This window comes from Methylobacterium sp. 17Sr1-1, from assembly GCF_003173775.1.
In the GTDB taxonomy this organism is placed as follows: Bacteria; Pseudomonadota; Alphaproteobacteria; order Rhizobiales; family Beijerinckiaceae; genus Methylobacterium.
Genome location: NZ_CP029552.1, coordinates 297,573 through 323,946, shown reverse-complemented (window position 1 = coordinate 323,946; position 26,374 = coordinate 297,573). Strand labels below are relative to the sequence as shown.

Genomic DNA, 26,374 nt, shown 5'->3' with positions numbered 1-26,374 from the left:
GGAGCGAGTCGAACAAGCTCCGAACCGGATCACGCCCGCATCCGCAAAAAATCCGCCATCAGGGCGAGCTGGCCCTCGAGCATCGGCCAGCCCGGATGGGTGCGGCAGCCCCGCGCCGCCGCGGTCGCGAGCAGCGGCGTCTCGGCCGGCTGCATGATGATCTCGGCCACGAGCTGGTCGGGGTTCAGCCCGGCGGGGTCGAGGGGCAGGGCGTCGTCGGGGCGCAGACCCAGCGAGGTCGCGTTGACCACGAGGTCGTGGCCCGACGGATCGGGCGTGCCGAGGCTCAAAGTCAGGTCCGGGACGAGGCGGCGCAGGCGCGCGAACAGGTCCTCCACCCGCGCCGCGGTGCGGTTGTGCACGGTGAGGCGGCTCACCCCGGCCTCGGCCAGCGCGAAGGCGATGGCGTTGGCCGCCCCGCCCGCCCCGGCGAGATAGGCGCTGCGGCCGCGCGGATCGTGGCCCGCGCTCCTCAGGCCCGCGACGAAGCCGGCCCCGTCCAGGATCTCGCCGACGAGGCGGCCATCGGCCTCGCGCCGCACGGCGTTGACCGCCCCGACCAACCGCGCCGCCTCGCTGACGTGATCGAGGAGCGGCACGATCGCGGTCTTGTGCGGCACGGTGACGATCGCGCCGCCGAAGCTCTGCACGCCCCGCAGGCCCGCCAGCACCGTCGCGAGGTCGGCGGCGGCGACGTGGAGCGGCACCATCACCCCGTCGACCCCGCGCTCGGCCATGATGCGGTTCAGCCCCTGCGGCGCCTTCACCTGGGCGATCGGGTCGGCGAGGATCGCGAAGACGCGGGTGCGGCCGGTGATCTCTCGAACTCCGATCTCGTGTCGTGTCGCTTCTTGCATCGCGCGGTCTATCCTCCGAAGCGCTCGGTGCGGATCGTGCGGGCCGGCACGCCGGCCTCGACCAGGAGGTCGGCGGCGGCCGAGACGAACGGGTTCGATCCGCACACGAAAGTATGGGCCGGGGTTCCGAGGGCGGCGAGCGCCGCGCCGACGGTGTCGGCGTCGATCCGCCGGCCGCCCGGGGCCCGGGTGAGGACGAGCCTCAGCCGGAAATCCGGCTCCTCGGCGTCGCGGCGCATCAGCTCCTCGCGGGCGATCACCTCGTCCGGCGTGCGGGCGGAGTAGAGCAGCAGGGCCGGCACGTCCGGCGCGGCCTCCGCCCGGTGGCGCAGCATGGCGAGCAGCGGCACCACCCCGGACCCGCCGCCGACGAGGAGCAGCGGCCCGCCCGAACCCGGATCCCACACGAAGGCCCCGCCGATCGGCCCGCGCAGCTCGATCGCGTCGCCGGGCTCGGCCACGTCGGAGAAGAAGCCCGAGACCTCGCCGTCGTCGAGGCGCTCGATCAGGAGGTCGATCGTTCCAGGGGCCGTCGGCGAGGAGGCGATCGAGTAGCTGCGCTGGGCCTGGTAGCCGTCCGGCGCGGTCAGGCGCACGTCGACGTGCTGGCCGGCCCGGAACGGCTCGCGCCAGCCGACCGCCAGGGTGAGCCGCCGCACGCGGGACGTCTCGGGTGCGGCGGCGGTGATCCGCGCGTCCTGCCAGACGAGCGGCACCGCTCAATCCCCCGTGAAGCGCTGCTCGCGCCAAGGGTCGCCAACCATGTGGTAGCCGCGCAGCTCCCAGAACCCGGCCTCGTCCTTCTGGGTGAACCTGAGGCCCTTCACCCACTTGGCGCTCTTCCAGAAGTAGAGGTGCGGCACCAGGAGTCGCGCAGGCCCGCCGTGGTCGGGCGGGATCGGCGCGCCGGCGTAGCGGGTCGCCACCATGGCCCTGGCGCCGGTCAGGTCGGCCACCGGCACGTTGGTGGTGTAGTCGTCGTAGCCCTCGGCCAGCAGGTAGGGGGTCGGCGCCGCGATCCCGGCCGCCGCGAGCAGGTCGTCGATCGTCACGCCCTCCCAGGCAGTGTCGAACTTCGACCACTTGGTCACGCAGTGGATGTCGCCCTTCCAGCGGGTGCGCGGCAGGGCCTCGAACTCGGCCCAGCTCCAGCTCTTCAGCGGCCTCGCTCCCTCCCGCAGGGTGAAGCGCCAGCGCGCGAGGTCGATCGTCGGCGTCGGCCCGAGCTGCAGCACCGGGAAATCCTCGGTGAGGTACTGGCCCGGCGGCAGGCGCTCCGCATCCGGCCGGGCCGGGCGGCGCCCCGTGAACCCTCGCGTCACCATCGGTGGAACTCCCTATTCGGTTTCACCATCGATGATCCGCGCGATGGCGTCGAGGAGGGAGGTATCCTCGCCGGCCATCCTGTCCATCCCGGCCATGCGGGCGATCACGGTGGCGGCCACCCGCTCCTCGACGGTACCCTCGGCGTAGGCGAACAGGATCGCGGCGCGCTCGCCGTCGCGGTGGCAGCGGCCCTCGATCTGGCTGAGCTGGATCGCGCTGTGGCGCATGTCGTGGACGATCAGGCTGCGCGGGCGCTCGCCGCCGGAGAGTTCGTTGCGGTGAAGCGAGATCGATTCGGTGACGGTGAACACCACCGCGTCGAGCTCGCCCCGCTGGAAGGCGACCCGCACCGCCTCGTTGGTTTCAGGGCTTTGCGTCCCGTCGATGGCGCCGGCACGCCAGCCGCGGCCGGTGAAGGCCTGGACGAGCGCCGCGCCGGTCTCCAGGAACGCCACCGAGACCGCCACCTGCTCATCCGACGCCAGCAGGTCCTCGGCGAGGTCGAGCGTGCCGGCGACGCGGATCAGGCTCGCCTTCTGGCGGAAGCGCAGATCCGCCGCCCAGCCGGCGGCGCGCCGGTTCGAGCCCCCGGCGAGGCCCCATTCGCGGCGGAACTCGCGCCAGGTCGCGTCGTAGAGGCGCTTCGAGGGTGCATCGAGGGCGGTGGGGGCCAGCTCCCGCTGCACCTCGGGCCAGCCGGCGATGTCGGCCGGCCGCCGCCGCAGCCCGATCGCGCGTGCGCCGCGATAGAGCAGGTCGGCCATCACGGTCTGGTCGCGGGCGTTCGGCTCCCACGACCAGTTCTGCCAGCGCCCCTTGGCGCGGCCGATCTTCAGGTGCTGCATCAGGGCGCGGAAATCGGCCATGGTCTCGACCGGGCGGCCGACGGCGTGGCCGAGCAGCGCGCCGAGATAGGACAATTCATGCGGCGCCTGGCCGGCGGTGGCGCTGGCATAGACCGTGAAGGCGGCGGCCTCCGCCATCCGCCGGCAGGCCTGGCCCTGCTGCGAGGTCGGGTTGCGCAGGCGGTGGGCCTCGTCGAACACCACGATCGGCCAGACGCGCTTCGGCTGCCCGAGCTTGGCGAGCTCGTTGTTCTTCGCCCGCACCGAGCGGCGGGCGCTCGCGGCGGGCAGGGCCAGCAGGGACTTGGTGCGCTCGTAGTTCATGAGCGTCACGTCCTTCTGGGCGAGCCCCGAATCGCGGATCGTGCGCCGCCATTGCGGCATCGCCCCCTTCGGGCAGACGATCAGCACGGCGGATTCGGGCATCGCCGCCACGGCGCCCCAGACCGACAGCGTCTTGCCGAGCCCGGTCATGTCGCCGAGGAGGAAGCCCGGCCGCCCCTCCGCCCGCGCCGCCAGGATGGCGCGGATCGCCTCGACCTGATGCGGGCGGGGGATCAGGCGGGGTGGCGCGGAGAGGGAGGACATGGCCTCCATATGCAGAGGGGTGGGTGAGGGCTCAAGCCTGCACCCCGATCGGTACGCCGCGGAGGTGCCTTTCCGCAGGGCAGGATTTTCGACCGGCCCGAAGCTTAGCCCAGGCCGGTCGTCGGCGCCTGCCACGCCACGCCGGGATGCTCGCGCACGTCCCCGGTTTTCGAGCCGGTGTCGGAGGTGCTGACCCAGTCGCCGGGCTCGGCGACCTCGACCACCTCGTCGTCCGGGTAGGCCGCTTCGAGAAACAGCCTCGCCTCGCCCTCGGCCGCGGCGCGCACCGTCACGAGCGGCCGATCGCCGGACGTCCCGCGCACCCGCGCGATGAAGAGTTTCGTCATCGTCGTCCTCGTGAGAAACCGGGCCGGCCGCGAAGCGGCCGGCCGTCTCGACTCGGGGCGGCCCGGATGCGCCCGGTGTCCTAACCCGCCCCCGGATCGACCTCGTCACCCTGCCGGTCCCCGGCATTCGCCCCGGACTTGTTCGTCTCGCCGTCGCCGTCCTGCGGCACCGCCGCCACGCCCTTCAGGTCGTCGGCGGTGATCCTGTCGTCGCGGGGAGACTTGGGCCCCCGGTCGTCCTTGCGCTCAGCCATCCCGTTCTCCTCACCAATCGACCTTGCCGCCCGTCTTCTCGGTCCGGTACTCGCCGTCCGCGGCCTTCTTCCCCTCGCGGGGCCCCTGGGCGGCGATCTGATCGGAATGGCCGCCGGAGCTGCCTCCGACCGAGACCGGCGGCCGGCCGGGGGTGCCGGCCGAGGACCATTCGCGTTTCAGCTCGGCTTCGTCGCGGCCGCCTCCCTCCTGCCGGGTGATCGCCTCCTGCTGGGGCGTCTGGTGGCCGCCGCCGGCGGCGGGACCGCCCCGGCTGCCCACCACGTCGTCGGGCTTGCGCGTCATCGTCTCACTCCCCCTCGTCAATCCGTCTCATCTTGGCCGACCGCCGCGGTCGCCCGGTCGATCGCCTCCTTGGCGGCGGGATTCTGCGTGGCGGAGCTGCCGGTCGAGGGGTCGCTGATCCGGCGCAGGTTCTCCGGCGGCGTCTCGTCCTCGGTGGCCTGGCTGCCGTCGGTCGCGCCGGTCGCGTCGAGGCGGTTGAAATCGGACGCGACCCGGGCGTCGCGGGCCTGGCCCATCGGGTCGTGGGCCATGTCTCCTTGCGTGCGCTGCGGCACCCCGACGTCGAGGGGCGAATCCTGCCCCATGTCCTGCCCGTTGCGGTCGGCATAGGGGTCGAAGTCGCGCAAGCTGGGCCGCGCCTGATCCGTCTTCGCCATCGATCCGTCTCCTGTTGCGGCCGGTTCGCTCGTGTCGAGGACAACACCGGGGTCGGTATGAGGTTTCCGCGGGTCAGCCGCGCCAAGGTCCGGTGCTCCTGCCCCGTGACAACCGCCGCGCTTGCTGGCAGGACGACGCGACATCCACGGAGATCCTGACGCCCGTGACATCCGCCAATTCCCGCAAAGCCGACCATCCGATCGACTCGCTCTTCCTCGAGCGCTGGTCGCCCCGCGCCTTCACCGGCGAGGCGGTGCCGCAGGCCGACCTGATGACGATGATCGAGGCGGCGCGCTGGGCCCCCTCGGGCTACAACTCGCAGCCCTGGCGCTTCGTCTACGCGCTTCGCGACACCCCGGCCTGGGAGACGCTGTTTCGCCTCCTCGTGCCGTTCAACCAGGGCTGGGTGAAATCGGCCGGGGCGCTGGTCTTCATTGCCTCGAACGGGATGATGAACACCAAGGACGGGCTGAAGCCCTCCTACAGCGCGTCCTTCGATGCCGGCACGGCCTCGGCCCTGTTCCAGCTTCAGGCGGTCAAGATGGGCTGGTACGCCCACGGCATGACCGGCTTCGACCACGAAGCCGCGCCGGCCGCCCTGAACCTGCCGCCCCACCACCGGGTCGAGGCCGCCTTCGCGGTCGGCCGCAAGGCCGACCCGGCGACGCTGCCGGAGGAGACCCGCGCCCGCGAGACCCCGAACGACCGCCACCCCCTGTCCGACTTCGTGTTCGAGGGCGGGTTCCCGCCGCGCGAGGCGTGACCACCCCCACCTCCTACGAGGATTTCGTCTCCGGGTTCCGCTGGCGGATCCCGGAGCGCTACAACATCGCGGTCGACGTCTGCGACCGCTGGGCCGCCGCCGACCCGGACCGCACCGCGATCCTCGACGTGGCGCCGAACGGCCGGATCGAGGCCTGGAGCTTCGCCTCCTTGAGCGAGGCCTCGAACCGCCTCGCCAACGCCCTTCGCGCCCACGGCGTCCAGGCCGGCGACCGGGTGGCGGTGCTGCTGCCGCAGTCCCCCGCCGTGGTGGTGGCGCATCTGGCGATCTACAAGCTCGGCGCCGTGGCGCTGCCGCTCGCGGTGGTGTTCGGGCCGGAAGCCCTGCTCCACCGCTTGCGGGATGCCGGCGCGCGGGCGGTCGTGACCCATGCGGGCGGCGTCGCCAAGCTCGGGCCCTTGCGCGACGCGCTGCCGGACCTCGAGCTCGTCGTCTCGACCGACGGCGCCGGCGACCGGGCGCTCGGCTATGCCGACCTCCTGGCGGCGGCCTCGCCGAATCTCGTCCCGGTCGATACGCGGGCCGACGACCCGGCCCTGATGATCTACACCTCCGGCACCACCGGCCCGCCGAAGGGGGCTTTGCACGGCCACCGGGTGCTGCTCGGCCACCTGCCGGGCTTCTCCATGATGCACGAGTTCATGCCCAGGCGCGGCGACCGGATGTGGACCCCGGCCGACTGGGCCTGGGCCGGGGGGCTCCTCAACGCGCTGCTGCCGAGCCTGCATCACGGCGTCGCCGTGGTGGCGCGCAAGGCGGAAAAATTCGAGCCCGAGGAGGCGTTCCGGCTGATGGCCGACCTCTCGGTCGCCAACGCCTTCGTGCCGCCGACGGCGTTGCGGATGCTGCGCACCGTCGAGGATCCGCGCGGCCGCTTCGACCTGAGCCACCTGCGCACCCTCGCCTCGGCCGGCGAGATGCTGGGCCCCGAGACCTTCAACTGGGCGCGCGACGCGCTCGGGCTCACCATCAACGAGGCCTATGGCCAGACCGAGTGCAACCTGGTCCTGGCCTCCTGCGCCGCCCTCGGGCTGGCCCGGCCGGGATCGACCGGAAAGCCGGTGCCGGGCCACCGCGTCGCGGTGATCCGTCCGGACGGCAGCCCGGCGGACCCGGACGAAACCGGCCAGATCGCCGTCGCCCGGCCCGACCCGGTGATGTTCCTGCGCTACTGGAACGACCCGGAGGCGACGGAGCGCAAATTCTTGCGCGACTGGATGACCACCGGCGACCAGGGCCGGATGGACGAAGACGGCTACGTCCACTTCGTCGGCCGCGACGACGACGTCATCACCTCGTCGGGCTACCGGATCGGCCCGGGCGAGATCGAGGATTGCCTGCTGCGCCACCCGGCGGTGGCGCTCGCCGCGGCGGTGGGCAAGCCGGATCCCGTCCGCACCGAGATCGTCAAGGCCTTCGTGGTCCTGCGTACCGGGTACGCCCCGTCCGACACCCTCGCCGCCGGGATCCAGGCCTTCGTGCGCACGCATCTGTCGGCCCACGAATACCCGCGCGAGATCGCGTTCCGGCCGACCCTGCCGCTCACCACAACCGGCAAGATCATCCGGCGGGTTTTGCGCGACGAGGCGTGAGGGGCGATCTCCCGCGCCGGATAGTGTCCCGCGCCATGAGATTATCGTCCTTGCCTGTCGCAAGGTTGCGGCGCCGGAAGACCGGCGCCGCCGTCGCGAAACCATCGTTCCCCATTGTCTTGCGATCGATGCAACCGCCGTTAAATCGCAGCCGATCCCTTCAGATTACCCCGACGGCAAGTCTCTAGACCTGGAATTCCGACGAGACCGGAGGCGGCATTAACGAGAACCGGCTATGAAGTCGGCATGCCTCTACGTCATGGATCCGCAGCCTCCGCCGCGGCCTTGCGGTCGCTCCGGCACGCCACGGCCCTCGTCCGGTCGAGCGTGCCGCTCCTCGTCGGCGGCCTCGTGCTGCCGAACGCCCTGGCGCTCGTCGCCGGCACCGTCGCGGGCGTACCGGCGCGCACCAGCGCCATCGCGCTCTACGCGGCGCTCGCGCTCCTCGGCGGGACACTTCCGGGCTGGGCGCTGGCGCTGCTCGCCCTGCCGGTGATGGTGCTCGACCTCGCCTTCGCCGTCGGCCGGATGTTCTTCCTCGATCCCGGCGCGCTCCTGCACCTGATCGATGCCGGCACGCTGGCGACGCTCCTGGCGACCCCCACCTACGCGGCCGGCGCCGCTGCCGTCGGTCTCGCACTCGCCTACCTGACCTTCCTGATGCGGACCGGCCCGGCGATGCGCCGGGGCAGCCGCCCGGTCTTCGCGGCGGCGGTCGCCGGGCTGCTCGTCGGCGACGGCCTCGTCAACGGCTCCACGGCCTACGATTTCGGGTCGCCGGCAAGCGTCGGCCAGCCGTTCGACTCGGGCAGCCTCGGCTCCGGATTCGACGCCCTGACCGGCCAGGACCGGCCTCCGCGCCGGATCCTGATGGTCATGGTCGAGAGCCTGGGCGTCCTGCGCGACGCCGGCCAGCGCGCGGTCCTGACGGCGCCGTTCGACGATCCGGCCCTGCGCCGGCTCTACACGGTCACGACCGGCACCAGCGCCTTCTTCGGGGCCACCGCCTCGGGCGAGATGCGCGAGCTGTGCCGCACCTACCGCTCGCACCGCCAAGTCTTCACCAGGCAGATGTTCACCGCGGACGACCCGACCTGCCTGCCCAGGCGGTTCGCCGCCCGCGGCTACCGGACGGTCTCGGTGCACGGCTACCATGCCGGCTTCTACGGCCGCGCGCAGTGGTACCCGCTCGCCGGCTTCCAGAAGAGCCTGTTCGGCGAGGGCATGGCGCCGCTTTTCGCCCGGGCCTGCGGCGGCCCGTTCCCGGGCCCCTGCGACACCGACGTGGCGGCGGTGGTCGAGGCCGAGCTGGCGGCGCCCGGGCCCGCCTTCGTCTACTGGCTCACTCTGAACTCGCACGTGCCGGTGCCGCGGGGCGAGGCGACGCCGCGCCACGATTGCGGGCGCCCGGGCGGCCCCTTCGCCGACCGCGAGGTCTGCGCCATGGTGGAGATCTGGCAGGACGTGTTCGCGGCGGTGTCGCGCATCGCCCTGGCCCATCCGGGAACCGAGATCCTGCTCGTCGGCGATCACGCCCCGCCCTTGTGGCGACGGACCGCCCGCGACGCGTTCGAGCCCGGCCGGGTGCCGTGGATCCGGCTCGCGCCGATCCCGGTCGCCACCGCGGCCTTGCCTTGAAACCCTTGCCTTGAAACCCTTGCGGTGAACGCGAAGAGGGCGGCGGAAGCCTCGTGGCTCCCACCGCCCTCTCGAAACGTCGAACCGTCTGATCCGGGATCAGAAGCTCAGCGCCACCTTGGCCTCGCGCAGCTGCGCGATCTGGCCCTCGATCTCGATCCTGCGATCGTAATCGTCGGTAGCGTCGTACTGGAGCTCGGCCGCCGCGATGTCGGCATCGATGATCGCCGGCGTCAGCTCCTCGATCGGGGTGGCGCGCTCGGCGATCACGGTCAGCGAGGTGGCGTTGATCTCGGCGAAGCCCCCGCGCACCAGCACCCGCTTGCCCTTCTGCGGGCTCTCGGTGATCACCAGCATGCCGGTCTTGAGGGTGGTGAGCACGGGCGCGTGCCCGGGCAGCACCGTCATCTCGCCCTCGGAACCCGGAAGCTGCACGGCGTCGACAGGGCCGGAATACAGGATCCGCTCGGGGCCGACGAGGTCGAACTGGAAGGTGGCCATGGGGTCAGGTCGTTTCCGGTTTCGTCAGGCGCGACAGGATTTGCGCGAAAAGGCCCGGCCTCGCGGCCGGGCCCACAATGTCGCTGCCGATCAGGCCGCGGCGGCGAGGCGCTGGGCCTTCTCCTTGGCCTCCTCGATCGAGCCGACCATGTAGAAGGCCGCCTCGGGGAGGTTGTCGTACTCGCCGTCCACCAGGCCCTTGAAGCCCTTGATGGTGTCCTCGAGCGCCACGAGCTTGCCCGGCGAACCGGTGAAGATCTCGGCGACGTGGAACGGCTGGCTCAGGAAGCGCTCGATCTTGCGGGCGCGGGCCACGGTCAGCTTGTCCTCCTCGGACAGCTCGTCCATGCCCAGGATCGCGATGATGTCCTGGAGCGCCTTGTAGCGCTGCAGCACCTGCTGGACGCGGCGGGCGACGGTGTAGTGCTCCTCGCCGAGGATCGCCGGCGACAGCATGCGCGAGGTCGAGTCGAGCGGGTCCACCGCCGGGTAGATGCCCTTCTCGGCGATCGAGCGCGACAGCACGGTCGTGGCGTCGAGGTGGGCGAACGAGGTGGCGGGCGCCGGGTCGGTCAGGTCGTCGGCCGGCACGTAGATCGCCTGCACCGAGGTGATCGAGCCCTTGGTGGTGGTGGTGATGCGCTCCTGCAGGGCGCCCATGTCGGTGGCGAGCGTCGGCTGATAGCCCACCGCCGAGGGGATGCGGCCGAGCAGCGCCGACACTTCCGAGCCCGCCTGCGTGAAGCGGAAGATGTTGTCGACGAAGAACAGCACGTCCTGGCCCTCATCGCGAAAATGCTCGGCGACGGTGAGGCCGGTCAGCGCGACGCGGGCGCGGGCGCCCGGGGGCTCGTTCATCTGGCCGTAGACCAGGGCGCACTTGGAGCCTTCCGCGGAGCCGTGCTCCTTGGGGTCCATGTTCACCTTGGACTCGATCATCTCGTGGTAGAGGTCGTTGCCCTCGCGGGTCCGCTCACCGACGCCCGCGAACACCGAGTAGCCCGAATGGGCCTTCGCGATGTTGTTGATGAGCTCCATGATCAGCACGGTCTTGCCGACGCCGGCGCCGCCGAACAGGCCGATCTTGCCGCCCTTGGCGTAGGGAGCCAGGAGGTCCACCACCTTGATGCCGGTGACGAGGATCTGCGCCTCGGTCGACTGCTCGGCGTAGGACGGGGCCGGCTGGTGGATCGCGCGGAGCGACTCGGTCTTGATCTCGCCGGCCTCGTCGATCGGCTCGCCGATGACGTTCATGATGCGGCCGAGCGTGTTGGCGCCGACGGGCACGCGGATCGGCGAGCCGGTGTCGGTGACCTCCTGGCCGCGGACCAGGCCCTCGGAGGTGTCCATGGCGATGCAGCGGACGGTGTTCTCGCCGAGCTGCATGGCGACCTCGAGGACGAGGCGGTTGCCGTTGTTCTTGGTCTCGAGGGCGTTCAGGATCTCGGGCAGGTGGCCCTCGAACTGCACGTCGACGACCGCGCCGATGACCTGGGTGATGTGGCCGACCTTGTTCGAGCCGGCGCCGGGGGTGGCAGTGTTCGCCATGATGCTAATCCCTGATTGCGTGCGGTCAGAGCGCCTCGGCGCCCGAGATGATCTCGATCAGCTCCTTGGTGATCATCGCCTGGCGCGTCCGGTTGTAGATCAAGGTCTGCTTCTTGATCATCTCGCCGGCGTTGCGCGTGGCGCTGTCCATGGCACCCATGCGCGCGCCCTGCTCGGAGGCGGCGTTTTCCAGGAGCGCCCGGAGGATCTGGACGGTGAGGTTCTTCGGCAGCAGGGCCGCCAGGATCTCGCCCTCGCCCGGCTCGTACTCGTAGACCGCGTCGGCCGAGGCGCCCGTGGGGGCGGTCTCGGTCGGGGCGATCTCGGCCGGGATGATCTGCTGCGCCGTCGGGATCTGGGCGATCACCGAGCGGAAGCGCGAGTAGAACAGGGTCGCGACGTCGAACTCGCCCGCGTCGTAGCGGCCGAGCAGGTTGCGGGCGATCGACTCGGCGTTCTCGAAGCCGAGCTGGCGCACGCCGCGCAGCTCGATCAGCTCGACGATCTGGTCGCGGAACTCGCGACGCAGGACGTCGTAGCCCTTCTTGCCGACGCAGATGATCTTGACCGTCTTGCCCTGCGCCATCAGGCGCCGGGCATGGTCACGGGCCAGCCGCGCGATCGAGGAGTTGAACGCGCCGCACAGGCCGCGCTCCGCCGTGCAGACGAGGAGCAGGTGGGTGCGGTCCTGGCCGGTGCCGGAGAGCAGCCGGGGCGTCTCCGCCCCGGGGGTCAGGTTGGCGGCGAGGTTGCCGAGCACCTGCGCCATGCGCTCGGCGTAGGGCCGGGCGCTCTCCGCCGCCATCTGCGCCCGGCGCAGCTTGGCGGCGGCGACCATCTGCATCGCCTTGGTGATCTTCTGGGTCGCCTTCACCGAGGTGATGCGATTGCGCAGGTCCTTCAGACTCGCCATCGGAGGGTCCTTTGGTGTCGAGCCGGAGGCTTACTGGAAGGACTTGGCGAAAGACTCGACCACGCCCTTCAGCTTGGCGCCGCTATCGGCCGACAGCTCCTTGGAGGAGCGGATCGCGTCGAGCAGGTCCGTGTGCTTGGTGCGCAGGGTCGAGAGCAGGCCGTCCTCGAAGGCGCGGACCCGGTTGACCGGGATCGCGTCGAGGTAGCCGTTCACGCCGGCATAGATCACCGCGACCTGCTCTTCCATCTTCAGCGGCGAGAATTGCGGCTGCTTCAGGAGCTCGGTCAGGCGGGCGCCGCGGTTGAGCAGCTTCTGGGTCGAGGCGTCGAGGTCCGAGCCGAACTGCGCGAAGGCCGCCATCTCGCGGTACTGCGCCAGCTCGCCCTTGATCTTGCCGGCGACCGACTTCATCGCCTTGGTCTGGGCGGCGGAGCCGACGCGCGACACCGAGAGGCCGACGTTCACCGCCGGGCGCACGCCCTGGTAGAACAGGTCGGTCTCGAGGAAGATCTGGCCGTCGGTGATCGAGATCACGTTGGTCGGGATGTAGGCCGAGACGTCGTTGGCCTGGGTCTCGATGACCGGGAGCGCGGTCAGCGAGCCGTTGCCCGCGGCGTCGCCCATCTTGGCGGCGCGCTCGAGCAGGCGGGAGTGCAGGTAGAACACGTCGCCCGGGTAGGCCTCGCGGCCCGGCGGGCGGCGCAGCAGCAGCGACATCTGGCGGTAGGCGACGGCCTGCTTCGACAGGTCGTCGTACACGATCACGGCGTGCATGCCGTTGTCGCGGAAGTACTCGCCCATGGCGCAGCCGGCGAAGGGCGCCAGGAACTGCATCGGGGCGGCGTCCGAGGCGGTGGCCGCGATGACGATCGAGTACTCGAGGGCGCCGTTGTCCTCGAGCACCTTCACGAACTGGGCGACGGTGGAGCGCTTCTGGCCGACCGCGACGTAGACGCAGTACAGCTTGGCCTTCTCGTCGGTGCCGGCATGGGCCGGCTTCTGGTTCAGGATGGTGTCGAGGGCGACGGCGGTCTTGCCGGTCTGGCGGTCGCCGATGATCAGCTCGCGCTGGCCGCGGCCGATCGGGATCAGGGCGTCGATCGCCTTGAGGCCGGTCGCCATCGGCTCGTGCACCGACTTGCGCGGGATGATGCCCGGGGCCTTCACGTCGACCCGGCTGCGCTTCTCGGCGACGATCGGGCCCTTGCCGTCGATCGGGTTGCCGAGCGCGTCGACGACGCGGCCGAGCAGGCCCTTGCCGACCGGCACGTCCACGATGGCGCCGGTGCGCTTGACGGTCTGGCCTTCCTTGATCTCGCGGTCTGAGCCGAAGATCACGACGCCGACATTGTCCTGCTCGAGGTTCAGGGCCATGCCGCGCACGCCCGACTCGAACTCGACCATCTCACCGGCCTGGACGTTGTCGAGGCCGTAGACGCGGGCGATGCCGTCGCCGACCGACAGGACCTGACCGACCTCGGTGACCTCGGCCTCCTGGCCGAAGTTCTTGATCTGCTCCTTCAGGATGGCGGAGATCTCGGCGGCACGGATGTCCATCTGGACCTTCCCTCGTTTTTTCGCGTGTCGGGCGGTGTTCTGGAAGTGGCGGGTGCGGGGCCCTTAGCGGGCGCCCTGCATCGCCAGGCGAATGCTGTTGAGCTTGGTGCGCAACGAGGCGTCGACCATGCGGCTGCCGAGCTTGACGACGATGCCGCCGATCAGGCTCGGATCGATGCGGAGATCGAGGTCGACCTCGGCCTTCGCGACGTCCTTCAGCGACGCCTTGATGTCCTGGAGGACCGCGTCGGAGGGCTTTTCGGCGAGCCGCACCTCGGCGCGCACGATGCCCTTCGACTCGCGCACCAGCTCGCGATAGGCGCGGATCATGTCCGGCAGCGCGAAGAGGCGGCGGTTGGCGGCCGAGAGGCGGATGAAGTTGGCGGCCAGCCCCTGGATGCCGGCCTTGGCCAGCACGGCCTCGATCGCCTTGACCTGGTCCTCGGCCGAGAAGGCCGGGCTGCGCACGAGGCGCCGCAGGTCGGCGCTCTCGGTCAGCAGGGCGTCGAACCGGTCGAGCCCCTCGGCCACCGCGTCGACGGCCCGCTCCTCGCGAGCGAGCTCGAACAACGCCGAGGCGTACCGCCCGGCGACGCCCGCCAGGGGAGAACCCGATTCCGATGCGTTCTGAGCCACCAGCGCTCTCTCTTCATGTCCTGGCCCGACGGGTCCGGCCGGATCGCACCGGTCTGGAGTGGAGCGGCGGCGGCGCGCGGCCCGTCGATGATGGGAAAGGCTCCGGCGCGAGAAGAATGCCCCCTCCCCCGGCGCGGCGCCGGCCTAGCATGGGTTTTTAAGGGGCGCAAGGCGAGCAGAGGCGCGCCAATCGCGAGGCGGGCCGTGGGCTTAAACCCATCCGGTGCCTCGCGGTTGCGTCAACGGGGCGGCGCTTCGACGATGGTCGGATTGCGCTTTTCGGACGTGCCGGGGCGCGGGCCCGCCTCCGTGGCGGCCGAGCCGCGGAGGTTTCGGCAGGGTTTCCGAATAATTTCGCGGGTCGGACGGATCTCAGCTCGCGCAGGCGATCTCGTCGCACTCGGCGACGTTCGAGAGCACCCGGGCGAGGCTCTTCGGGCCCGGATAGCCGAGCAGCGCCGAGGTCCCGACGACGTAGGACGGGGTGGCGTGCAGGCCGAGATTGGCCGCGAGGCTCATCTGCTGTTTGAGCGCCTCGCGCACCTCGTCGGAATCGGCCGCCTGCTCGATGGCCGCCCGGTCGTGGCCGAGCCGCGAAGCCGCCTCCAGCGCCCGGGGGCCGTCGTTGCGCCCGGTGGTGCCGGGGCCCAGCAGCGCGGCGTAGAGCTTGGCGGTTGCCGCCGAGCCGCCGGCGCGCTGCACGGCCAGCGCCACCTTGGCGGCCTGAGCCGACTGCACCGACAGGATCGGGTTGTTGACGAGCCCGATGCGCAGGTCCGGGTTGGCCTTGACGAGGTCGTCGAGGTCGCGCGCCGCCGCCCGGCACCACGGGCAATTATAGTCGAAGAACTCGTAGAGCGTGACCGAGGCCTCCCGCGGCCCGAGCCAGGTCACGCCGCGCAGGCGGCCGATCTCCGAGGCGAGTTCGCCCGGCAGGCGGGTGTTGGGGATCGGCTGGCCGTTGTCGCCGGTCACCGCGCGCCACTGGCCCTCGGCCTGCGCCAGGACCTTGCCGGAGGCCAGGGCGGGAAGCGTCGCCAGGGAGGCGGCGAGGAGGGTGCGGCGGGAGAGCGACATGGGTGGACTTCCAACGCGCGACGGGCTGTCGTCACGCGTGAGGACTAGCTCGGCCATTTTGGCCGGATGATGGCCTCACACCGCTTCCGCCAGCGCCTTCACCACCGCCGCTTCCAGCGCCTCCGGCTTCACCCGCGGGGCGAAGCGCGCGATCACCCGCCCGTCGCGGCCGACCAGGAACTTGGTGAAGTTCCACTTGATCGCCCGGGTGCCGAGCAGCCCCGGCCGGGCTTCCTTGAGGTGCTCGAAGAGCGGCTCGGCCCTCGCCCCGTTCACCTCGACCTTGGCCAGGAGCGGGAAGCTGACGTCGTAGTTGAGCGTGCAGAACCGGGCGATCTCCTCGGCATCGCCCGGCTCCTGGGCGCCGAACTGGTTGCAGGGAAACCCCAAGACCACGAGGCCGGCCTCGCGGTGGCGGCGCCACAGAGCTTCCAGCCCGGCATAGTGCGGGGTGAAGCCGCAGGCCGAGGCGGTGTTGACGACGAGCAGCACCTTGCCGCGGTACTGCGCCAGCGGGTGGGGCGTGCCGTCGGGAGCGGCGGGGGCGAAATCGTGGACCGTGCTCATCGGCCCGTTATGCCTTACTCGACGGCCAGGGTCTTCCCGCCCGCCAGCACCCGCTCGGCCGCCGCCCCCAGCACCTGTACGCCGAGCGCCAGGTCCTCCTCCTTGGTGTCCTCGGACCAATGGTGGCTGATGCCGCCGATCGAGGGGACGAACAGCATCGCGGCGGGCATCACCTTGGCGACGTTCTGGGCATCGTGGCCGGCGCCCGAGGGCATCGTCTGCCAGCCGCCGGGGCACAGGGCCCCGGCCGCCTCCGACAAGGCCCCCATCAGGCCGGGATCGCACAGGGCCGGGCTGTTGCGGGAGATCTCCTCGAGGGTCGCGGTGCAGCGCTCGCGCCGGTTGCTCTCGCGGATCAGCGCCCGCAGGGTCGCCTCCATCCGCTCCAGTACCGGCATCGACACGTCGCGGAACTGGAACAGGATCTCGGCCCGTCCCGGGATGATGCTCGGCGCGCCGGGATCGAGGGTGATGCGGCCGGTGGTCCAGGTGCTGCGCTCGCCGCAGACCCGCGGGAAGGCCTCGTCGATGGCGGCGAGCAGGCGCACGGCGGTCAGGCCGGCGTCGCGGCGCTCCGCCATGGTGGTACCGCCGGCATGGTCCTGCGCGCCCTCGATCACGATCCGCCACTGCCAGATCGCCACGATGCCGGTGACGACGCCGAGGCGCAAACCCGTCGATTCGAGCTGCGTGCCCTGCTCGATATGCATCTCCAGGAAGCCGCGGTAGCGCCCCGCCTCCAGTTGCATCCGCGGCAGGCCGGCGAGGCCGGCGGCCTGGAGCGCCTCGCGCAACGGGGTGCCGTCGGTGCGGTTGCGGCTGCCGTCGATCTCGGCCTCGGTGACCTCGCCGATGGCGGAGCGGCTGCCGAGGAAGCCGACGTCGAAATGCCCCTCCTCGTCGGCGAAGGCGACGACGTCGACCGGCAGCCCGGCCCGGGCAAGCGCGAGGCCCGCCACCACGCCGAGCGCCCCGTCGAGCCAGCCCGCCTCGTTCTGACTCTCGATGTGGCTGCCGACGAGGAGGTGCGGGCCCTCGCCCCGATGGCGCCCGAGGACCGTGCCGACGCCGTCGATGGAGGGATCGAGCCCACACTCCTCCAGGCGCCGCATCAGCCAGCGCCGGGATTCCATGTCCTGGGGGGAGTAGGTCGGGCGGTGCACGCCGGTGCGGAAGCGGCCGATGGCGCGCAGGTCGTGGAGATCCTTGAGAAAAGCCTGCGTGTCGATCGCCCGCATGGTGCTCGCTTCCACCCTTGGCTGCCCCGGACCGGGGCGGTCGGGCGCAGGCCGGTGCGAGGCACGATCCGTACCAGGGCCAGTCTGGTCAAGCGATAACAAGCGGGAGCGCGGGAGGCGGCCGGAATCCACGTCGGCCCGTCGCGGAATGCCGCCGCGTCGATCCCGGCAAAAAGAAGGCCCGCCGGAGCGGACCTTGGTATCAGTTCCCGCCCGGGAACCACGCGGCAGCGGACCGGGTTTGTCCTGTGCAGGGCGGTGGCGATGCCGCTGCGCTGCTCGCGCCCTCCTCGGGCGTTTCCTCCCTAGACTCGGGCCGCCTTCTCAAGGGGCGGCCCTTTTTTCGTCCAGGATTGTTAACCTAACTCAAGTCCCGCGCTTCCGGTTGCATCCTCCCTCGGTCTACCGCCGAAAGGTGCTGCCCGGGCGTGGTCAGGCCGTCGCCCACTCGTCCTTCGCTTCGGCGGTGGTGCGGTTGAGGCGCACCTCTCCACCCGCGACGGCGGCGATGGAATCGACGTGGATGAAGTGATGGTGGCCGCCGGCCGCCGGGTCGGTCTTGGTCAGCTTGATCCGCTGGCCGTCGAGGTGATCGATCGTGCCGACATGCCCGCCGTCGGAGCCGACGACCGGCATGTGCTCCTTGATGCTGCTGAGATCGATCATCGCGCGCTCCTCACGTGGTGCGGCGATCAACGAGGATACCCGGGGCAGGTTCCTGCCGGATGCGGGAGGCCGTAGGGCCTCCCGCGGACGTCTACAGCTCTCAGGCGCCGGGACGATCAGGCTTCGGGCGCCGCGAGCTTGCCGTCCTGCCGCCGCCACAGCTTGAGCGGGTTGCCGTCCTTCAGGGCGGCCGGCAGCAGGGCCTCGGGCAGATCCTGGTAGCTCACCGGGCGCAGGAAGCGGTGGATCGCCAGGCTGCCGACCGAGGTGGTGCGGCCGTCCGAAGTCGCCGGATAGGGGCCGCCATGCACCATGGCGTGGCCGACCTCGACGCCGGTGCCGAAGCCGTTGACCAGGATGCGGCCGACCCGGCGCTCCAGCACCGGCAGCAGCGCCCGGGCGGCCTCAAAATCGGCCTCGTCGAGATGGACGGCCGCCGTCAGCTGGCCCTCCAGCCGCTCCAGCACCGCGCGGATCGTCGCGAGGTCGGGGCAGCGCACCACCAGCGAGGCGGCGCCGAACACCTCCTCGGCGAGGGTGTGATCGGAGAGGAACGCCTGCGCCGTGGTCGAGAAGAGCGCCGCCTGGCCCTGATGCGTGCCGCCGGCGAGGCCGCGCGCCAGGGTGGTCACGGCCGGGTTGGCTTCGAGCGCCGCGACGCCGGCGCAGTAGGCCTTGTGGATGCCGGGCGTCAGCATCGTGGCGGCCTGGGTCTCCGTAAGGGCGGCGGAGGCCGCCTCCAGGAAGCCGTCGAGGCCCGCGCCCTTCACCGCCAGGATCAGGCCCGGATTGGTGCAGAACTGGCCCGAGCCGAGGGTGAGCGAGCCGACGAAGGCGCGGCCGATGTCGCGGCCCCGCGCCTCAAGCGCCGCCGGCAGCAGGACGACCGGGTTGATGCTGCTCATCTCGGCGTAGACCGGGATCGGGACGGGGCGCGAGGCCGCCGCCTGCATCAGCGCGACGCCGCCGCGGCGCGAGCCGGTGAAGCCGACGGCCGCGATGCGCGGATCGGCGACCAGCGCCTGGCCGACGGCGATGCCGGAATCCATCAGGAGCGAGAACACGCCCTCCGGCAGGCCGCATTGCTTCACCGCCGCCTGCACCGCGCGGCCGACCAGCTCCGAGGTGCCGGGATGGGCCGGGTGGGCCTTCGCCACCACCGGGCAGCCGGCGGCGAGCGCCGCGGCGGTGTCGCCGCCCGCGACCGAGAAGGCAAGCGGGAAGTTCGACGCGCCGAACACCGCGACCGGGCCGACGGCGATCTGGCGCAGGCGCAGGTCGGGGCGCGGCAGGGGCTTGCGCTCGGGTTGCGCCGGATCGACCCGGGCCTCCAGAAAGCCGCCGTCGCGGACCACGCCGGCGAACATCTTGAGCTGGCCGATCGTGCGGCCGCGCTCGCCCTCGAGGCGGGCCCGCGGCAGGCCGCTCTCGGCCATGCAGCGCACGATCAGCTCGTCGCCGATCGCCACGATCGCATCGGCCACCGCCTCGAGGAAGCGGGCGCGGTCCTCGAGCGAGGTCTCGCGGTAGGCGTCGAAGGCCTCGGCGGCGAGCGCGCAGGCCCGCTCGACGTCGGCCGGGGTCGCCGAGGCGAAGGCCGGCTCCAGGGGGTTGCCGGTGGCGGCCTCGACGGCCCGGAAGCTCTCGCCCTCGCCCCTGCGGGCGGCGGCGCCGATCAGGTTCTCTCCGGTGATGGGCATGGGTCGCGTCCTCTCCTTGAAGGGATGTTTTGGAAGGGATGTTTGGCCGGGCTTATGCCCCGGCGGGCGGGGGCGATCCACCGGGGCGGGGAGAAAAAATCCGTCCCGTCCCCGCTGCGACGGTCTGTCCCGAGGGGCCGCCGCTTGCCGCGGGCTCCTGCGGGCCGATGTGCCCCCGACCGGTATGAGATCCAAGACCGGGGCGAAGGACCCGATGCAGATTCATCTCGACGCCGTCGGCGGCGTCGCCGGCGACATGGTCGTGGCGGCGCTCCTCGACGCCTTTCCGGAGCACGAGGCGGGCGTGCGCGAGAGCGTGGCGCGGGCGAGCCGCGGCCGCACGACCTGCGCCCTCCTCGCCCACGGCGACGGCGTGCTGCAGGGCCGGCGCTTCGCCGTCACCGGCCCCGAGGGCGAGGCGCCGGACCGGCCGGCGGACGCGCACGCCCCTCATCACCATCACCATAGCGATCACCACCACCCTCACGATCACGGCCATCACCATCACGGCGGCGGGCACGCGCACCGGCACTGGTCCGGCATCCGCCGCGACCTCGAATCCTGCGGGCTGGCCCCGGCCGTGCTCGCCCACGCGCTCGCGATCTTCGGGCACCTGGCCCAGGCCGAGGCGCGGGTGCACGGCATCCCGGTCGAGGAGGTGGCGTTCCACGAGGTCGGCGCCTGGGATTCGATCGCCGACATCGTGGCGGCGGCGCACCTGATCGACGCGATCCATGCCACGGCCTGGAGCGTCTCGGCCCTGCCGCTCGGCTCCGGCCGGGTGCGCACCCAGCACGGGCCGCTGCCGGTCCCGGCGCCGGCGACCGCGCTCCTGCTCGAAGGCTTCCTCACCCTCGACGACGGCGTGCCGGGCGAGCGGGTGACCCCGACCGGCGCGGCGATCCTGCGCCATCTCTGCGGCGAACAGGCCCGGAAGAGCGGGCCGCGCCGGCTCCTGCGCAGCGGCCTCGGCTTCGGCACCAAGGTGCTGCCGGGCCTGAGCAACGTGCTGCGGGTGCTCGTCTTCGAGGAGCAGGGCGAGACCGGATCGCCCGGCCACCGCGAGCTCGGCATCATCGAGTTCGAAGTCGACGACCAGTCGGCGGAAGACCTCGCCATGGGACTCGACCGCTTGAGGTCGCACCCGAAGATCTTCGACGTCGTGCAGATGCCGGTCTTCGGCAAGAAGGGCCGGATGATGACCCATGTCCGGGCGCTGGCCCGGGCCGACGCGATCGAGGAGGCGATCGAGGCCTGCTTCCGCGAGACCACCACGATCGGCCTGCGCCACCACACCGTCTCGGGCGCGGCGCTCGCGCGGCGGCTCAACACGGTCGAGGTGGCGGGCCGGCCGGTCCGGGTGAAGAGCGTCGACCGGCCGGGCGGGCGCACCGCCAAGGCCGAGGCCGACGACGCGCTGGCGACAGAAGGCCATGCCGCCCGCCAGGCCCTGCGTCGCGAGGCCGAGCGGCTGGCGCTTAGATCACAGGAGGACGAGCGATGAGCGCGGCCCTCGAATCCGTCATCTCGCGCCTCGGACCGATCGCCGTCGCGGTGAGCGGCGGGGTCGACAGCCTGACGCTGGCGACGATCGCACATCGCACGAGTGCCGAACCGCCCCTGATGGTCCACGCCGTCTCGCCGGCGGTGCCCGGCGAGGCGACGGAGCGGGTGCGGGCGGAAGCCGCCCGCGAGGGCTGGCGGCTCCGGGTGATCGAGGCCGGCGAGTTCGCCGACCCGGCCTACCGGGAGAATCCGGTCAACCGCTGCTTCTTCTGTAAGACCAACCTCTACGGGGCGATCCGGCGGGTGACCGACCGCCGGATCGTGTCGGGCGCCAACCTCGACGACCTCGGCGAGTACCGCCCCGGCCTCGACGCCGCCCGCGAGCACGGGGTGCGCCATCCTTTCGTCGAGGCGTCGTTCAGCAAGGCGATGGTGCGGGCGCTCGCCCGCGACCTCGGCCTCGGCGCCGTGGCGGAGCTGCCCGCCGCGCCCTGCCTGTCGAGCCGGGTCGAGACCGGCATCCGCATCGAGCCCGAGACCCTGGCCTTCATCCACGCCGTCGAGCGGCTGGTCGGCGAGGATCTGACGGTGACGGGTGCCAAGCGCGCCGTGCGCTGCCGGGTGCGCGCCGCCGGCATCGTGGTCGAGCTCGATCCCCAGAGCCTCGCCAGCCTGCCCGAGGGGGCGCAGGCCGATCTCGGCCGGCGCATCGCCGCGTGCGCGCCGGCCCGGCTCTCGGACGCGCCGGTCTCCTTCGCGCCCTATCGCACCGGCAGCGCCTTCCTGACGGGAGGTCTGCGACCCGGAGGGCCGCCACGGTGAGCATCCAGGACGAGTTCACCCTCGATTTCGCCCGCACGGAGCGGATCGGCCTCGAAGAGGCGGTGTTCGCCGCCGGCAAGTCGCCGGCGCAGATCGACGCCATCCTGGCGGCGGCGGACGAGCGGGGCGCGCGCTTCCTCGTCACCCGCCTCGACCCGGAGCGCTTTGCGGCTCTTCGGTACAAGGACCGGCTCGATTACTGCCCGGTCTCGCGCACCGCCTTCTTCGGCGAGGCGCGGCGGGTCGCGGGGCCTGCCCGCATCGCCATCGTGGCGGCCGGCACCTCGGACGTGCCGGTGGCCCGCGAGGCCGAGCGCACGCTCGCCTATCAGGGCCACGCCACGACGCTCATCGCCGATGTCGGCGTCGCGGGCCTGTGGCGGCTGACCCGGCGGATCGAGGAGATCCGGGCCCATCCGGTGGTGATCTGCGCCGCCGGCATGGACGCCGCCTTGCCGAGCGTGCTCGGCGGCCTCGTCGCCGGCGCGGTGATCGCGGTGCCGACCTCGGTCGGCTACGGTGTCGCCGAAGGAGGCCGCGCCGCCCTCGACGCGGTGCTGGCGAGCTGCGCCCCCGGCATCGCGGTCGTCAACATCGACAACGGCTACGGCGCCGCCTGCGCGGCCTTGCGCCTGCTCCACGCGGCAACCCGGCTCGCGGAGGCTTCCTCATGAATCACGGAGAAACGCCATGGAACGTCGCAGCTTCCTGCAGGGCGCGGCCCTCGGCGCCGGTCTCGCCGTCACCAGCAGCGCGGGGGCGGCCGTGAACGCTCCGCCTCCTCCCAGCTCCGGTCCCTTGCCGGGCACCCGGCCGAACGACCCCGCCGACCTGCCCTTCGTCACCGATCCCGGCGAGCGCCGGGGCGAGATGCTCTACCGGCCCTTCGGCCGGACGGGGGAGAAGATCTCGGCGATCGGCATGGGCGGCTTCCATCTCGGCAAGAGCGCCGTGACCGACGCCGAGGCGACCCGGCTGATCCACGAAGGCGTCGACCGCGGCATCACCTTCATGGACAATTGCTGGGACTACAACGAGGGCCGCTCCGAGGAGCGGATGGGCATCGCCCTCGAGCAGGACGGGTATCGCAACAAGGTCTTCCTGATGTCCAAGATGGACGGGCGGACCAAGCAGGAAGCCATGAAGCAGATCGACCAGTCGCTGCGCCGCCTGCGCACCGACCGGATCGACCTCGTGCAGCATCACGAGATCCTGCGCTACGACGATCCCGATCGGGTCTTCGCCGAGGGCGGCGCCATGGAGGCGTTCGTCGAAGCCAGGAAGGCGGGCAAGCTGCGCTACATCGGCTTCACCGGCCACAAGGACCCGCGCATCCACCTCCAGATGCTCGAAGTGGCGGCCGAGCGCGGCTTCCACTTCGATTCGGTGCAGATGCCGATCAACGTGATGGACGCGCATTTCCGCAGCTTCGGCCACATGGTCCTGCCCTACCTCGTCCAGAACGGCATCGCGGCGCTCGCGATGAAGACCTTCGGCGACGGGGTGATCCTGAAGAGCGACGCAGCCATCAAGCCGATCGAGTACCTGCACTTCTCGCTCAACCTGCCGACCTCGGTGGTCATCACCGGCATCCAGAACCAGCGCGACCTCGACCAGGCCTTCGAGGCGGTGAAGACCTTCACGCCGATGGACAAGGCGGCGGTGGCGGAACTCCTGAACCGCAGCCGGCCCTACGCGCTCGAGGGCAAGTACGAGCTGTTCAAGACCAGCGCGACCTTCGACGGCACCGCCAAGAACGCCGCCTGGCTCGGCGAGGACGTGCCGGGGGTGAAGAAGCTCGCCCCGACCATGGAGTGAGGCGGGTGATTTAAGACACAACCATGAATGCGGCCGGCGCGTTGATCTCGGGTCTTCACGCCGGCACGAGGCCGCCTTCATGAGCGACACGCCCACCCCGCCCCGCAACCCGTCCGCCGAGTTGCACACGATGAACGAGCGCCTCGCCGCCTGGGCCGCCTGCACGGCCGAGGACAGCCCGGCGCTGATCGAGCGCTTCGAGGCAATGGGCTACGAGGTCCGGGGCAAGTCGCGCGAGGCGGTGGAGGCCGTGCTGCGCTGCCCCCCGACGCGGACGGGGCGGGGGTAAGTGTCTCTCACAAAACTCCCGATCGCCGTTGTCGCTGGCTGTGGCGGCGTCGGCGCGGCGGGAAGTTTGTGAGGTGCACTAAGCAAGCCACCCCGCTCTCGCCAAGCCTGTCACCACGCCCATGCCGGCTGATGACGCGGTGACCTCGACGCCAGAACGACTGGATCGTTGGAGTCAGTCCTGGAATTCGTTCTGCCGAATGTCGCGATAACCGCTCGAGATGCGAACGATTTCGATCCCGCGAGCGGTTGGTTGATAAAATATCAGGTAGCTCCCAACCGGAAAGCTGCGTAGCGCGGCTGTCAGTTACGGCCTTGCCCGACCAGCGAGCGGATTTTCCGCCCGCATGATCAGAGCAGCTTCGATCCGTTCGAGAACGTCATCGGCTGCCGCCTCATTGTGGCCGGCGGTAAAATCCCAGATCTTGAGAAGGTCGCGCCGGGCGCGAGGACGCCGGACAAGGTCAGCCACGCGCCGCGTCTTCGTTGCGACGGCGGCGTGGCGCGCGGGCCTCGGCCTTGATCGCCGCCATGTCGTGCGGTTCGACCGGTCCGCTGTCGAGGCCTTCCCGGATGTCCTGCCGCAAGGCTTCCAGCTTGGCGGCACGCACCTGCTCGCGCTCCTCCATGAGTCGAAGGCCGTCACGCATCACTTCGCTGGCGGATGCGTAGCGGCCGCTCTCCACCAATTCCCTCACGAACCGCTCGGAAGAGTCTCCCACCGTGTAGCTCGATGCCATGGCGAGTCCTCGCTCACCGGGCAAAGTATGAGTTTATGATATCGTCGGCCAGGAGATGCCGATGCACCGGCATCGTCCGTGCCTCGGACGACAGGCGTGCTCGCTGGCCGCTCGGCCGCCGCCGCGGCGCAAGGGTGAAGGTTCACGAGCGGCGCCGCGCCGAGCAGGGCGGCGGTGACGAACCGGGCGAGGATGGGGGTCATCGGGGCGCCTCGGCCGACGCGTCGAAGCTCACGCCGGCGAGGCGCTCTGACACCTCCCACAGCCGCGCGGCCGCCGCTGCGTCCAGCGCCGGGGTCGGGACCCGGGCGGGTCCGGGCGCGCCGCGGGTCTCGGAGAGGCGCACCGGGCCGTAATAGGCGCCTCCGGCCGCCTCGGGTGCGGTCGCGGCGAAGAGGGTCGGCAGGGCGGCCCGGTCGGCGGGCTGGAACAGGAACCACAGATACGTGCGCGCCAGGCCGGCGAAGCTGCGCGGACCGGCGCCGTTCGGCAGGAGGTCGGTGCGGGCGACGCCCGGATGGGCGGCGAGGCTCGCGAGCCCCCAGCCGCCGGCCTCGCTGCGGCGCTGCAGTTCGAGGGCGAAGATCAGGCAGGCGAGCTTCGACTGGCTGTAGGCCGCCATCGGCCGGTAGGCGCGCTCGCCCTGGAGGTCGTCGAAGACGATGCGCCCGCCCCGGGCCGCGACGCTCGACAGCGACACCACCCGCGGGGCGTCGGCCCGGCGCAGCAGCGGCAGCAGGCGCGCGGTGAGGGCGACGTGACCGAGGTAGTTCGTGGCGAATTGCAGCTCGTGCCCGTCGGCGGAGACTTGGCGCGTCGGCGGGGCCATCACCGCGGCGTTGTTGATCAGGATGTCGATCCGGTCGCGGCTCCCCGCCATCCGCTCGGCGAAGGCGGCGACGGAGGCGAGGCTGGCGAGGTCCAGGGGCTCGAACGTCACGGTCGCCTCCGGCACCGCCTGCCGGATCCGCGCGAGGGCCGCCGCGCCCTTGTCCGGGTTGCGCCCGGCGACGATCACCTCGGCCCCCGCGCGGGCCAGCGCCAGGGCGTCCTCGAAGCCGAGGCCGCCGGTGCCGGTCACGATCGCGCTGCGCCCCGCCTGGGACGGCATGTCCGACAGAGTCCATCCCGACATCGCCGAGACTCCCTTTCACCCAGTGCATGATCGCACTCGGTGCAAAATTATTACTGCACCAGGTGCAGCTTCTCAAGGGGGGACCGGCATGCGAGAAGGCCGGCATGGAGAGCGACGTCCCGAAGCCCGAGGGCCTGCGCGCGCGCAAGCGGCGGGAAACGCTGCGGCGCATCGCCGAGACCGGCCTGCGGCTGTTCAGCGAGCGCGGCTACGAGGCGACGACGCTCGACGCGATCGCGGAGGCCGCCGGCATCTCGCGCCGGACGTTCTTCTCCTACTTCAAGTCGAAGGAAGAGATCCTGCTGGAATGGCAGATGCGCGGGTTCAACGCGCAGCTGCGCGAGGCGGTGCTGGCGCAGCCGGCGGGCGGGGCGCCGGTCGCGGTGGTGCGCGACGCGATGCTGCAGCTCGTCGCCGGCTTCCGCACCCAGGAATTCATCGGCATCGACCGGGTGATGCGCACGAGCGAGATCCTGCAGGCGCGCAAGCAGGCGAGCTACGGCCTGCACGAGCAGGCGCTGCACGCGGCTCTCGTCGAGCGCTGGCCGGACCCGGCGCGCAGCCACGCCCTGCGCCTCGTCGCCATGGTGTCCCTCGGCGCGATGCGCCTGGCGATCGAGGCCTGGATCCAGGCCGGCGGCGACCAGGGGGCCGCGCCGTTCCTGGAGGACGCCTTCGCGCAGATCGCCGCCGAGGTCTGCGGGGCCGATGGACCGACGGCGGTAGCGTAATCCGACTTTCGGCCC

The 26,374-nt window shown here is 71.5% G+C and carries 30 protein-coding genes; 9 read left to right on the top strand and 21 right to left on the bottom strand.

The window, feature by feature from the left end; genetic code table 11:
• Nucleotides 1–29: 29 nt before the first annotated feature.
• The 8 genes from DK412_RS01500 to DK412_RS01470 all read right to left on the bottom strand — a co-directional run bounded on the left by DK412_RS01500 (nucleotide 30) and on the right by DK412_RS01470 (nucleotide 4,898).
• Nucleotides 30–857, bottom strand: coding sequence for a shikimate dehydrogenase (locus DK412_RS01500; RefSeq protein WP_109970494.1), 828 nt, complete (start codon nucleotides 855–857; stop codon nucleotides 30–32).
• 8 nt (nucleotides 858–865) lie between these two features.
• Nucleotides 866–1,573, bottom strand: a complete 708-nt coding sequence (locus tag DK412_RS01495; protein ID WP_109970493.1) for an FAD-binding oxidoreductase — start codon at nucleotides 1,571–1,573, stop codon at nucleotides 866–868.
• Between the two features lie 3 nt (nucleotides 1,574–1,576).
• A complete protein-coding gene (locus DK412_RS01490) occupies nucleotides 1,577–2,182 on the bottom strand; it encodes a sulfite oxidase-like oxidoreductase (RefSeq protein ID WP_109970492.1) in 606 nt (201 codons plus the stop codon).
• Nucleotides 2,183–2,194: 12 nt separating this feature from the next.
• A complete protein-coding gene (locus DK412_RS01485) occupies nucleotides 2,195–3,616 on the bottom strand; it encodes an SNF2-related protein (RefSeq protein ID WP_109974994.1) in 1,422 nt (473 codons plus the stop codon).
• Between the two features lie 104 nt (nucleotides 3,617–3,720).
• Nucleotides 3,721–3,963 (bottom strand): hypothetical protein, encoded by a 243-nt coding sequence (locus tag DK412_RS01480; protein WP_109970491.1) that lies wholly within the window; start codon nucleotides 3,961–3,963, stop codon nucleotides 3,721–3,723.
• Nucleotides 3,964–4,043: 80 nt separating this feature from the next.
• On the bottom strand, nucleotides 4,044–4,217 hold the full coding sequence (locus tag DK412_RS30505) for a hypothetical protein (RefSeq protein ID WP_204165475.1): 174 nt from the start codon (nucleotides 4,215–4,217) through the stop codon (nucleotides 4,044–4,046).
• 10 nt (nucleotides 4,218–4,227) lie between these two features.
• The gene (locus tag DK412_RS01475; RefSeq protein WP_109970490.1) at nucleotides 4,228–4,521 is read right to left on the bottom strand and encodes a hypothetical protein; all 294 of its coding nucleotides are present in this window, start codon (nucleotides 4,519–4,521) and stop codon (nucleotides 4,228–4,230) included.
• Nucleotides 4,522–4,538: 17 nt separating this feature from the next.
• Complete coding sequence (locus DK412_RS01470; RefSeq protein ID WP_109970489.1) at nucleotides 4,539–4,898, bottom strand: hypothetical protein; 360 nt, start codon at nucleotides 4,896–4,898, stop codon at nucleotides 4,539–4,541.
• A gap of 164 nt (nucleotides 4,899–5,062) precedes the next feature.
• Here DK412_RS01470 and DK412_RS01465 point away from each other — a divergent pair, with 164 nt between their 5' ends.
• From DK412_RS01465 to DK412_RS01455, 3 genes are all read left to right on the top strand, one after another.
• Nucleotides 5,063–5,662: a nitroreductase family protein gene (locus DK412_RS01465; RefSeq protein ID WP_109974993.1), complete on the top strand. Its 600-nt coding sequence runs from the start codon at nucleotides 5,063–5,065 to the stop codon at nucleotides 5,660–5,662.
• Nucleotides 5,659–7,275: an AMP-binding protein gene (locus DK412_RS01460; RefSeq protein ID WP_109970488.1), complete on the top strand. Its 1,617-nt coding sequence runs from the start codon at nucleotides 5,659–5,661 to the stop codon at nucleotides 7,273–7,275. The genes DK412_RS01465 and DK412_RS01460 overlap by 4 nt, the downstream gene beginning before the upstream one ends.
• Before the next feature lie 246 nt (nucleotides 7,276–7,521).
• Nucleotides 7,522–8,913, top strand: a complete 1,392-nt coding sequence (locus DK412_RS01455; protein ID WP_109970487.1) for a sulfatase-like hydrolase/transferase — start codon at nucleotides 7,522–7,524, stop codon at nucleotides 8,911–8,913.
• A 99-nt stretch (nucleotides 8,914–9,012) separates the two neighbouring features.
• Here the strand turns inward: DK412_RS01455 and atpC are convergent, their stop codons facing one another.
• From atpC to DK412_RS01405, 10 genes are all read right to left on the bottom strand, one after another.
• Nucleotides 9,013–9,414, bottom strand: a complete 402-nt coding sequence (gene atpC / locus DK412_RS01450; RefSeq protein WP_109970486.1) for an ATP synthase F1 subunit epsilon — start codon at nucleotides 9,412–9,414, stop codon at nucleotides 9,013–9,015.
• A gap of 90 nt (nucleotides 9,415–9,504) precedes the next feature.
• Entirely contained in the window at nucleotides 9,505–10,962 is a 1,458-nt protein-coding gene (gene atpD, locus DK412_RS01445; protein ID WP_109970485.1) for a F0F1 ATP synthase subunit beta, read from the bottom strand.
• A 25-nt stretch (nucleotides 10,963–10,987) separates the two neighbouring features.
• Entirely contained in the window at nucleotides 10,988–11,875 is an 888-nt protein-coding gene (locus DK412_RS01440; RefSeq protein ID WP_109970484.1) for a F0F1 ATP synthase subunit gamma, read from the bottom strand.
• 30 nt (nucleotides 11,876–11,905) lie between these two features.
• Complete coding sequence (atpA, locus tag DK412_RS01435) at nucleotides 11,906–13,435, bottom strand: F0F1 ATP synthase subunit alpha (RefSeq protein ID WP_093567699.1); 1,530 nt, start codon at nucleotides 13,433–13,435, stop codon at nucleotides 11,906–11,908.
• Between the two features lie 63 nt (nucleotides 13,436–13,498).
• Nucleotides 13,499–14,071 (bottom strand): F0F1 ATP synthase subunit delta, encoded by a 573-nt coding sequence (locus DK412_RS01430; protein ID WP_109970483.1) that lies wholly within the window; start codon nucleotides 14,069–14,071, stop codon nucleotides 13,499–13,501.
• A gap of 372 nt (nucleotides 14,072–14,443) precedes the next feature.
• The gene (locus DK412_RS01425) at nucleotides 14,444–15,148 is read right to left on the bottom strand and encodes a DsbA family protein (RefSeq protein ID WP_109970482.1); all 705 of its coding nucleotides are present in this window, start codon (nucleotides 15,146–15,148) and stop codon (nucleotides 14,444–14,446) included.
• A 75-nt stretch (nucleotides 15,149–15,223) separates the two neighbouring features.
• Complete coding sequence (locus tag DK412_RS01420) at nucleotides 15,224–15,715, bottom strand: glutathione peroxidase (protein ID WP_109970481.1); 492 nt, start codon at nucleotides 15,713–15,715, stop codon at nucleotides 15,224–15,226.
• Nucleotides 15,716–15,729: 14 nt separating this feature from the next.
• Nucleotides 15,730–16,953: a Zn-dependent hydrolase gene (locus DK412_RS01415; protein WP_109970480.1), complete on the bottom strand. Its 1,224-nt coding sequence runs from the start codon at nucleotides 16,951–16,953 to the stop codon at nucleotides 15,730–15,732.
• A gap of 432 nt (nucleotides 16,954–17,385) precedes the next feature.
• Nucleotides 17,386–17,619 (bottom strand): DUF2171 domain-containing protein, encoded by a 234-nt coding sequence (locus DK412_RS01410; protein WP_093567704.1) that lies wholly within the window; start codon nucleotides 17,617–17,619, stop codon nucleotides 17,386–17,388.
• A 116-nt stretch (nucleotides 17,620–17,735) separates the two neighbouring features.
• Nucleotides 17,736–19,319 (bottom strand): aldehyde dehydrogenase (NADP(+)), encoded by a 1,584-nt coding sequence (locus DK412_RS01405; RefSeq protein WP_109970479.1) that lies wholly within the window; start codon nucleotides 19,317–19,319, stop codon nucleotides 17,736–17,738.
• A 214-nt stretch (nucleotides 19,320–19,533) separates the two neighbouring features.
• Here DK412_RS01405 and DK412_RS01400 point away from each other — a divergent pair, with 214 nt between their 5' ends.
• The 5 genes from DK412_RS01400 (at nucleotide 19,534) to DK412_RS01380 (ending at nucleotide 23,754) form a co-directional block, all read left to right on the top strand.
• Nucleotides 19,534–20,823, top strand: a complete 1,290-nt coding sequence (locus DK412_RS01400) for a LarC family nickel insertion protein (protein WP_109974992.1) — start codon at nucleotides 19,534–19,536, stop codon at nucleotides 20,821–20,823.
• Nucleotides 20,820–21,647 carry an adenine nucleotide alpha hydrolase gene (locus DK412_RS01395; RefSeq protein WP_109970478.1) on the top strand — a complete coding sequence of 276 codons (828 nt, stop codon included), beginning with the start codon at nucleotides 20,820–20,822 and terminating at the stop codon, nucleotides 21,645–21,647. Before DK412_RS01400 ends, DK412_RS01395 begins: the two co-directional genes overlap by 4 nt.
• Nucleotides 21,644–22,321 (top strand): nickel pincer cofactor biosynthesis protein LarB, encoded by a 678-nt coding sequence (larB, locus tag DK412_RS01390; RefSeq protein ID WP_109970477.1) that lies wholly within the window; start codon nucleotides 21,644–21,646, stop codon nucleotides 22,319–22,321. Before DK412_RS01395 ends, larB begins: the two co-directional genes overlap by 4 nt.
• 16 nt (nucleotides 22,322–22,337) lie before the next feature.
• Nucleotides 22,338–23,465 carry an aldo/keto reductase gene (locus DK412_RS01385; protein WP_109970476.1) on the top strand — a complete coding sequence of 376 codons (1,128 nt, stop codon included), beginning with the start codon at nucleotides 22,338–22,340 and terminating at the stop codon, nucleotides 23,463–23,465.
• A 79-nt stretch (nucleotides 23,466–23,544) separates the two neighbouring features.
• Nucleotides 23,545–23,754: a hypothetical protein gene (locus DK412_RS01380; RefSeq protein WP_109970475.1), complete on the top strand. Its 210-nt coding sequence runs from the start codon at nucleotides 23,545–23,547 to the stop codon at nucleotides 23,752–23,754.
• Between the two features lie 306 nt (nucleotides 23,755–24,060).
• Here the strand turns inward: DK412_RS01380 and DK412_RS30795 are convergent, their stop codons facing one another.
• The 3 genes from DK412_RS30795 to DK412_RS01365 form a co-directional block, all read right to left on the bottom strand.
• The gene (locus tag DK412_RS30795; protein WP_245447376.1) at nucleotides 24,061–24,225 is read right to left on the bottom strand and encodes a type II toxin-antitoxin system RelE/ParE family toxin; all 165 of its coding nucleotides are present in this window, start codon (nucleotides 24,223–24,225) and stop codon (nucleotides 24,061–24,063) included.
• Nucleotides 24,218–24,493 (bottom strand): type II toxin-antitoxin system ParD family antitoxin, encoded by a 276-nt coding sequence (locus tag DK412_RS01370; RefSeq protein ID WP_109970474.1) that lies wholly within the window; start codon nucleotides 24,491–24,493, stop codon nucleotides 24,218–24,220. Before DK412_RS01370 ends, DK412_RS30795 begins: the two co-directional genes overlap by 8 nt.
• Before the next feature lie 199 nt (nucleotides 24,494–24,692).
• Entirely contained in the window at nucleotides 24,693–25,628 is a 936-nt protein-coding gene (locus tag DK412_RS01365; protein WP_109970473.1) for an SDR family oxidoreductase, read from the bottom strand.
• A 104-nt stretch (nucleotides 25,629–25,732) separates the two neighbouring features.
• Between DK412_RS01365 and DK412_RS01360 the strand changes: the two genes are divergently transcribed.
• Nucleotides 25,733–26,359 (top strand): TetR/AcrR family transcriptional regulator, encoded by a 627-nt coding sequence (locus DK412_RS01360; protein ID WP_109970472.1) that lies wholly within the window; start codon nucleotides 25,733–25,735, stop codon nucleotides 26,357–26,359.
• Nucleotides 26,360–26,374 lie beyond the last annotated feature (15 nt).

Bases quoted from the DNA above. Each gene is read 5' to 3' on its own strand.
- DK412_RS01440 (WP_109970484.1), bottom strand. From the start codon at position 11,875: ATGGCGAGTCTGAAGGACCTGCGCAATCGCATCACCTCGGTGAAGGCG.
- atpC (WP_109970486.1), bottom strand. From the start codon at position 9,414: ATGGCCACCTTCCAGTTCGACCTCGTCGGCCCCGAGCGGATCCTGTAT.
- DK412_RS01425 (WP_109970482.1), bottom strand. From the start codon at position 15,148: ATGTCGCTCTCCCGCCGCACCCTCCTCGCCGCCTCCCTGGCGACGCTT.
- DK412_RS01490 (WP_109970492.1), bottom strand. From the start codon at position 2,182: ATGGTGACGCGAGGGTTCACGGGGCGCCGCCCGGCCCGGCCGGATGCG.
- DK412_RS01485 (WP_109974994.1), bottom strand. From the start codon at position 3,616: ATGTCCTCCCTCTCCGCGCCACCCCGCCTGATCCCCCGCCCGCATCAG.
- DK412_RS01395 (WP_109970478.1), top strand. From the start codon at position 20,820: ATGAGCGCGGCCCTCGAATCCGTCATCTCGCGCCTCGGACCGATCGCC.
- DK412_RS01475 (WP_109970490.1), bottom strand. From the start codon at position 4,521: ATGACGCGCAAGCCCGACGACGTGGTGGGCAGCCGGGGCGGTCCCGCC.
- DK412_RS01380 (WP_109970475.1), top strand. From the start codon at position 23,545: ATGAGCGACACGCCCACCCCGCCCCGCAACCCGTCCGCCGAGTTGCAC.
- atpD (WP_109970485.1), bottom strand. From the start codon at position 10,962: ATGGCGAACACTGCCACCCCCGGCGCCGGCTCGAACAAGGTCGGCCAC.
- DK412_RS01420 (WP_109970481.1), bottom strand. From the start codon at position 15,715: ATGAGCACGGTCCACGATTTCGCCCCCGCCGCTCCCGACGGCACGCCC.
- DK412_RS01455 (WP_109970487.1), top strand. From the start codon at position 7,522: ATGCCTCTACGTCATGGATCCGCAGCCTCCGCCGCGGCCTTGCGGTCG.
- DK412_RS01385 (WP_109970476.1), top strand. From the start codon at position 22,338: ATGGAACGTCGCAGCTTCCTGCAGGGCGCGGCCCTCGGCGCCGGTCTC.
- DK412_RS01360 (WP_109970472.1), top strand. From the start codon at position 25,733: ATGGAGAGCGACGTCCCGAAGCCCGAGGGCCTGCGCGCGCGCAAGCGG.
- DK412_RS01410 (WP_093567704.1), bottom strand. From the start codon at position 17,619: ATGATCGATCTCAGCAGCATCAAGGAGCACATGCCGGTCGTCGGCTCC.
- DK412_RS30505 (WP_204165475.1), bottom strand. From the start codon at position 4,217: ATGGCTGAGCGCAAGGACGACCGGGGGCCCAAGTCTCCCCGCGACGAC.
- DK412_RS01415 (WP_109970480.1), bottom strand. From the start codon at position 16,953: ATGCGGGCGATCGACACGCAGGCTTTTCTCAAGGATCTCCACGACCTG.
- DK412_RS01365 (WP_109970473.1), bottom strand. From the start codon at position 25,628: ATGTCGGGATGGACTCTGTCGGACATGCCGTCCCAGGCGGGGCGCAGC.
- DK412_RS01500 (WP_109970494.1), bottom strand. From the start codon at position 857: ATGCAAGAAGCGACACGACACGAGATCGGAGTTCGAGAGATCACCGGC.
- DK412_RS01470 (WP_109970489.1), bottom strand. From the start codon at position 4,898: ATGGCGAAGACGGATCAGGCGCGGCCCAGCTTGCGCGACTTCGACCCC.
- DK412_RS01480 (WP_109970491.1), bottom strand. From the start codon at position 3,963: ATGACGAAACTCTTCATCGCGCGGGTGCGCGGGACGTCCGGCGATCGG.
- atpA (WP_093567699.1), bottom strand. From the start codon at position 13,435: ATGGACATCCGTGCCGCCGAGATCTCCGCCATCCTGAAGGAGCAGATC.
- DK412_RS01370 (WP_109970474.1), bottom strand. From the start codon at position 24,493: ATGGCATCGAGCTACACGGTGGGAGACTCTTCCGAGCGGTTCGTGAGG.
- DK412_RS01400 (WP_109974992.1), top strand. From the start codon at position 19,534: ATGCAGATTCATCTCGACGCCGTCGGCGGCGTCGCCGGCGACATGGTC.
- DK412_RS01405 (WP_109970479.1), bottom strand. From the start codon at position 19,319: ATGCCCATCACCGGAGAGAACCTGATCGGCGCCGCCGCCCGCAGGGGC.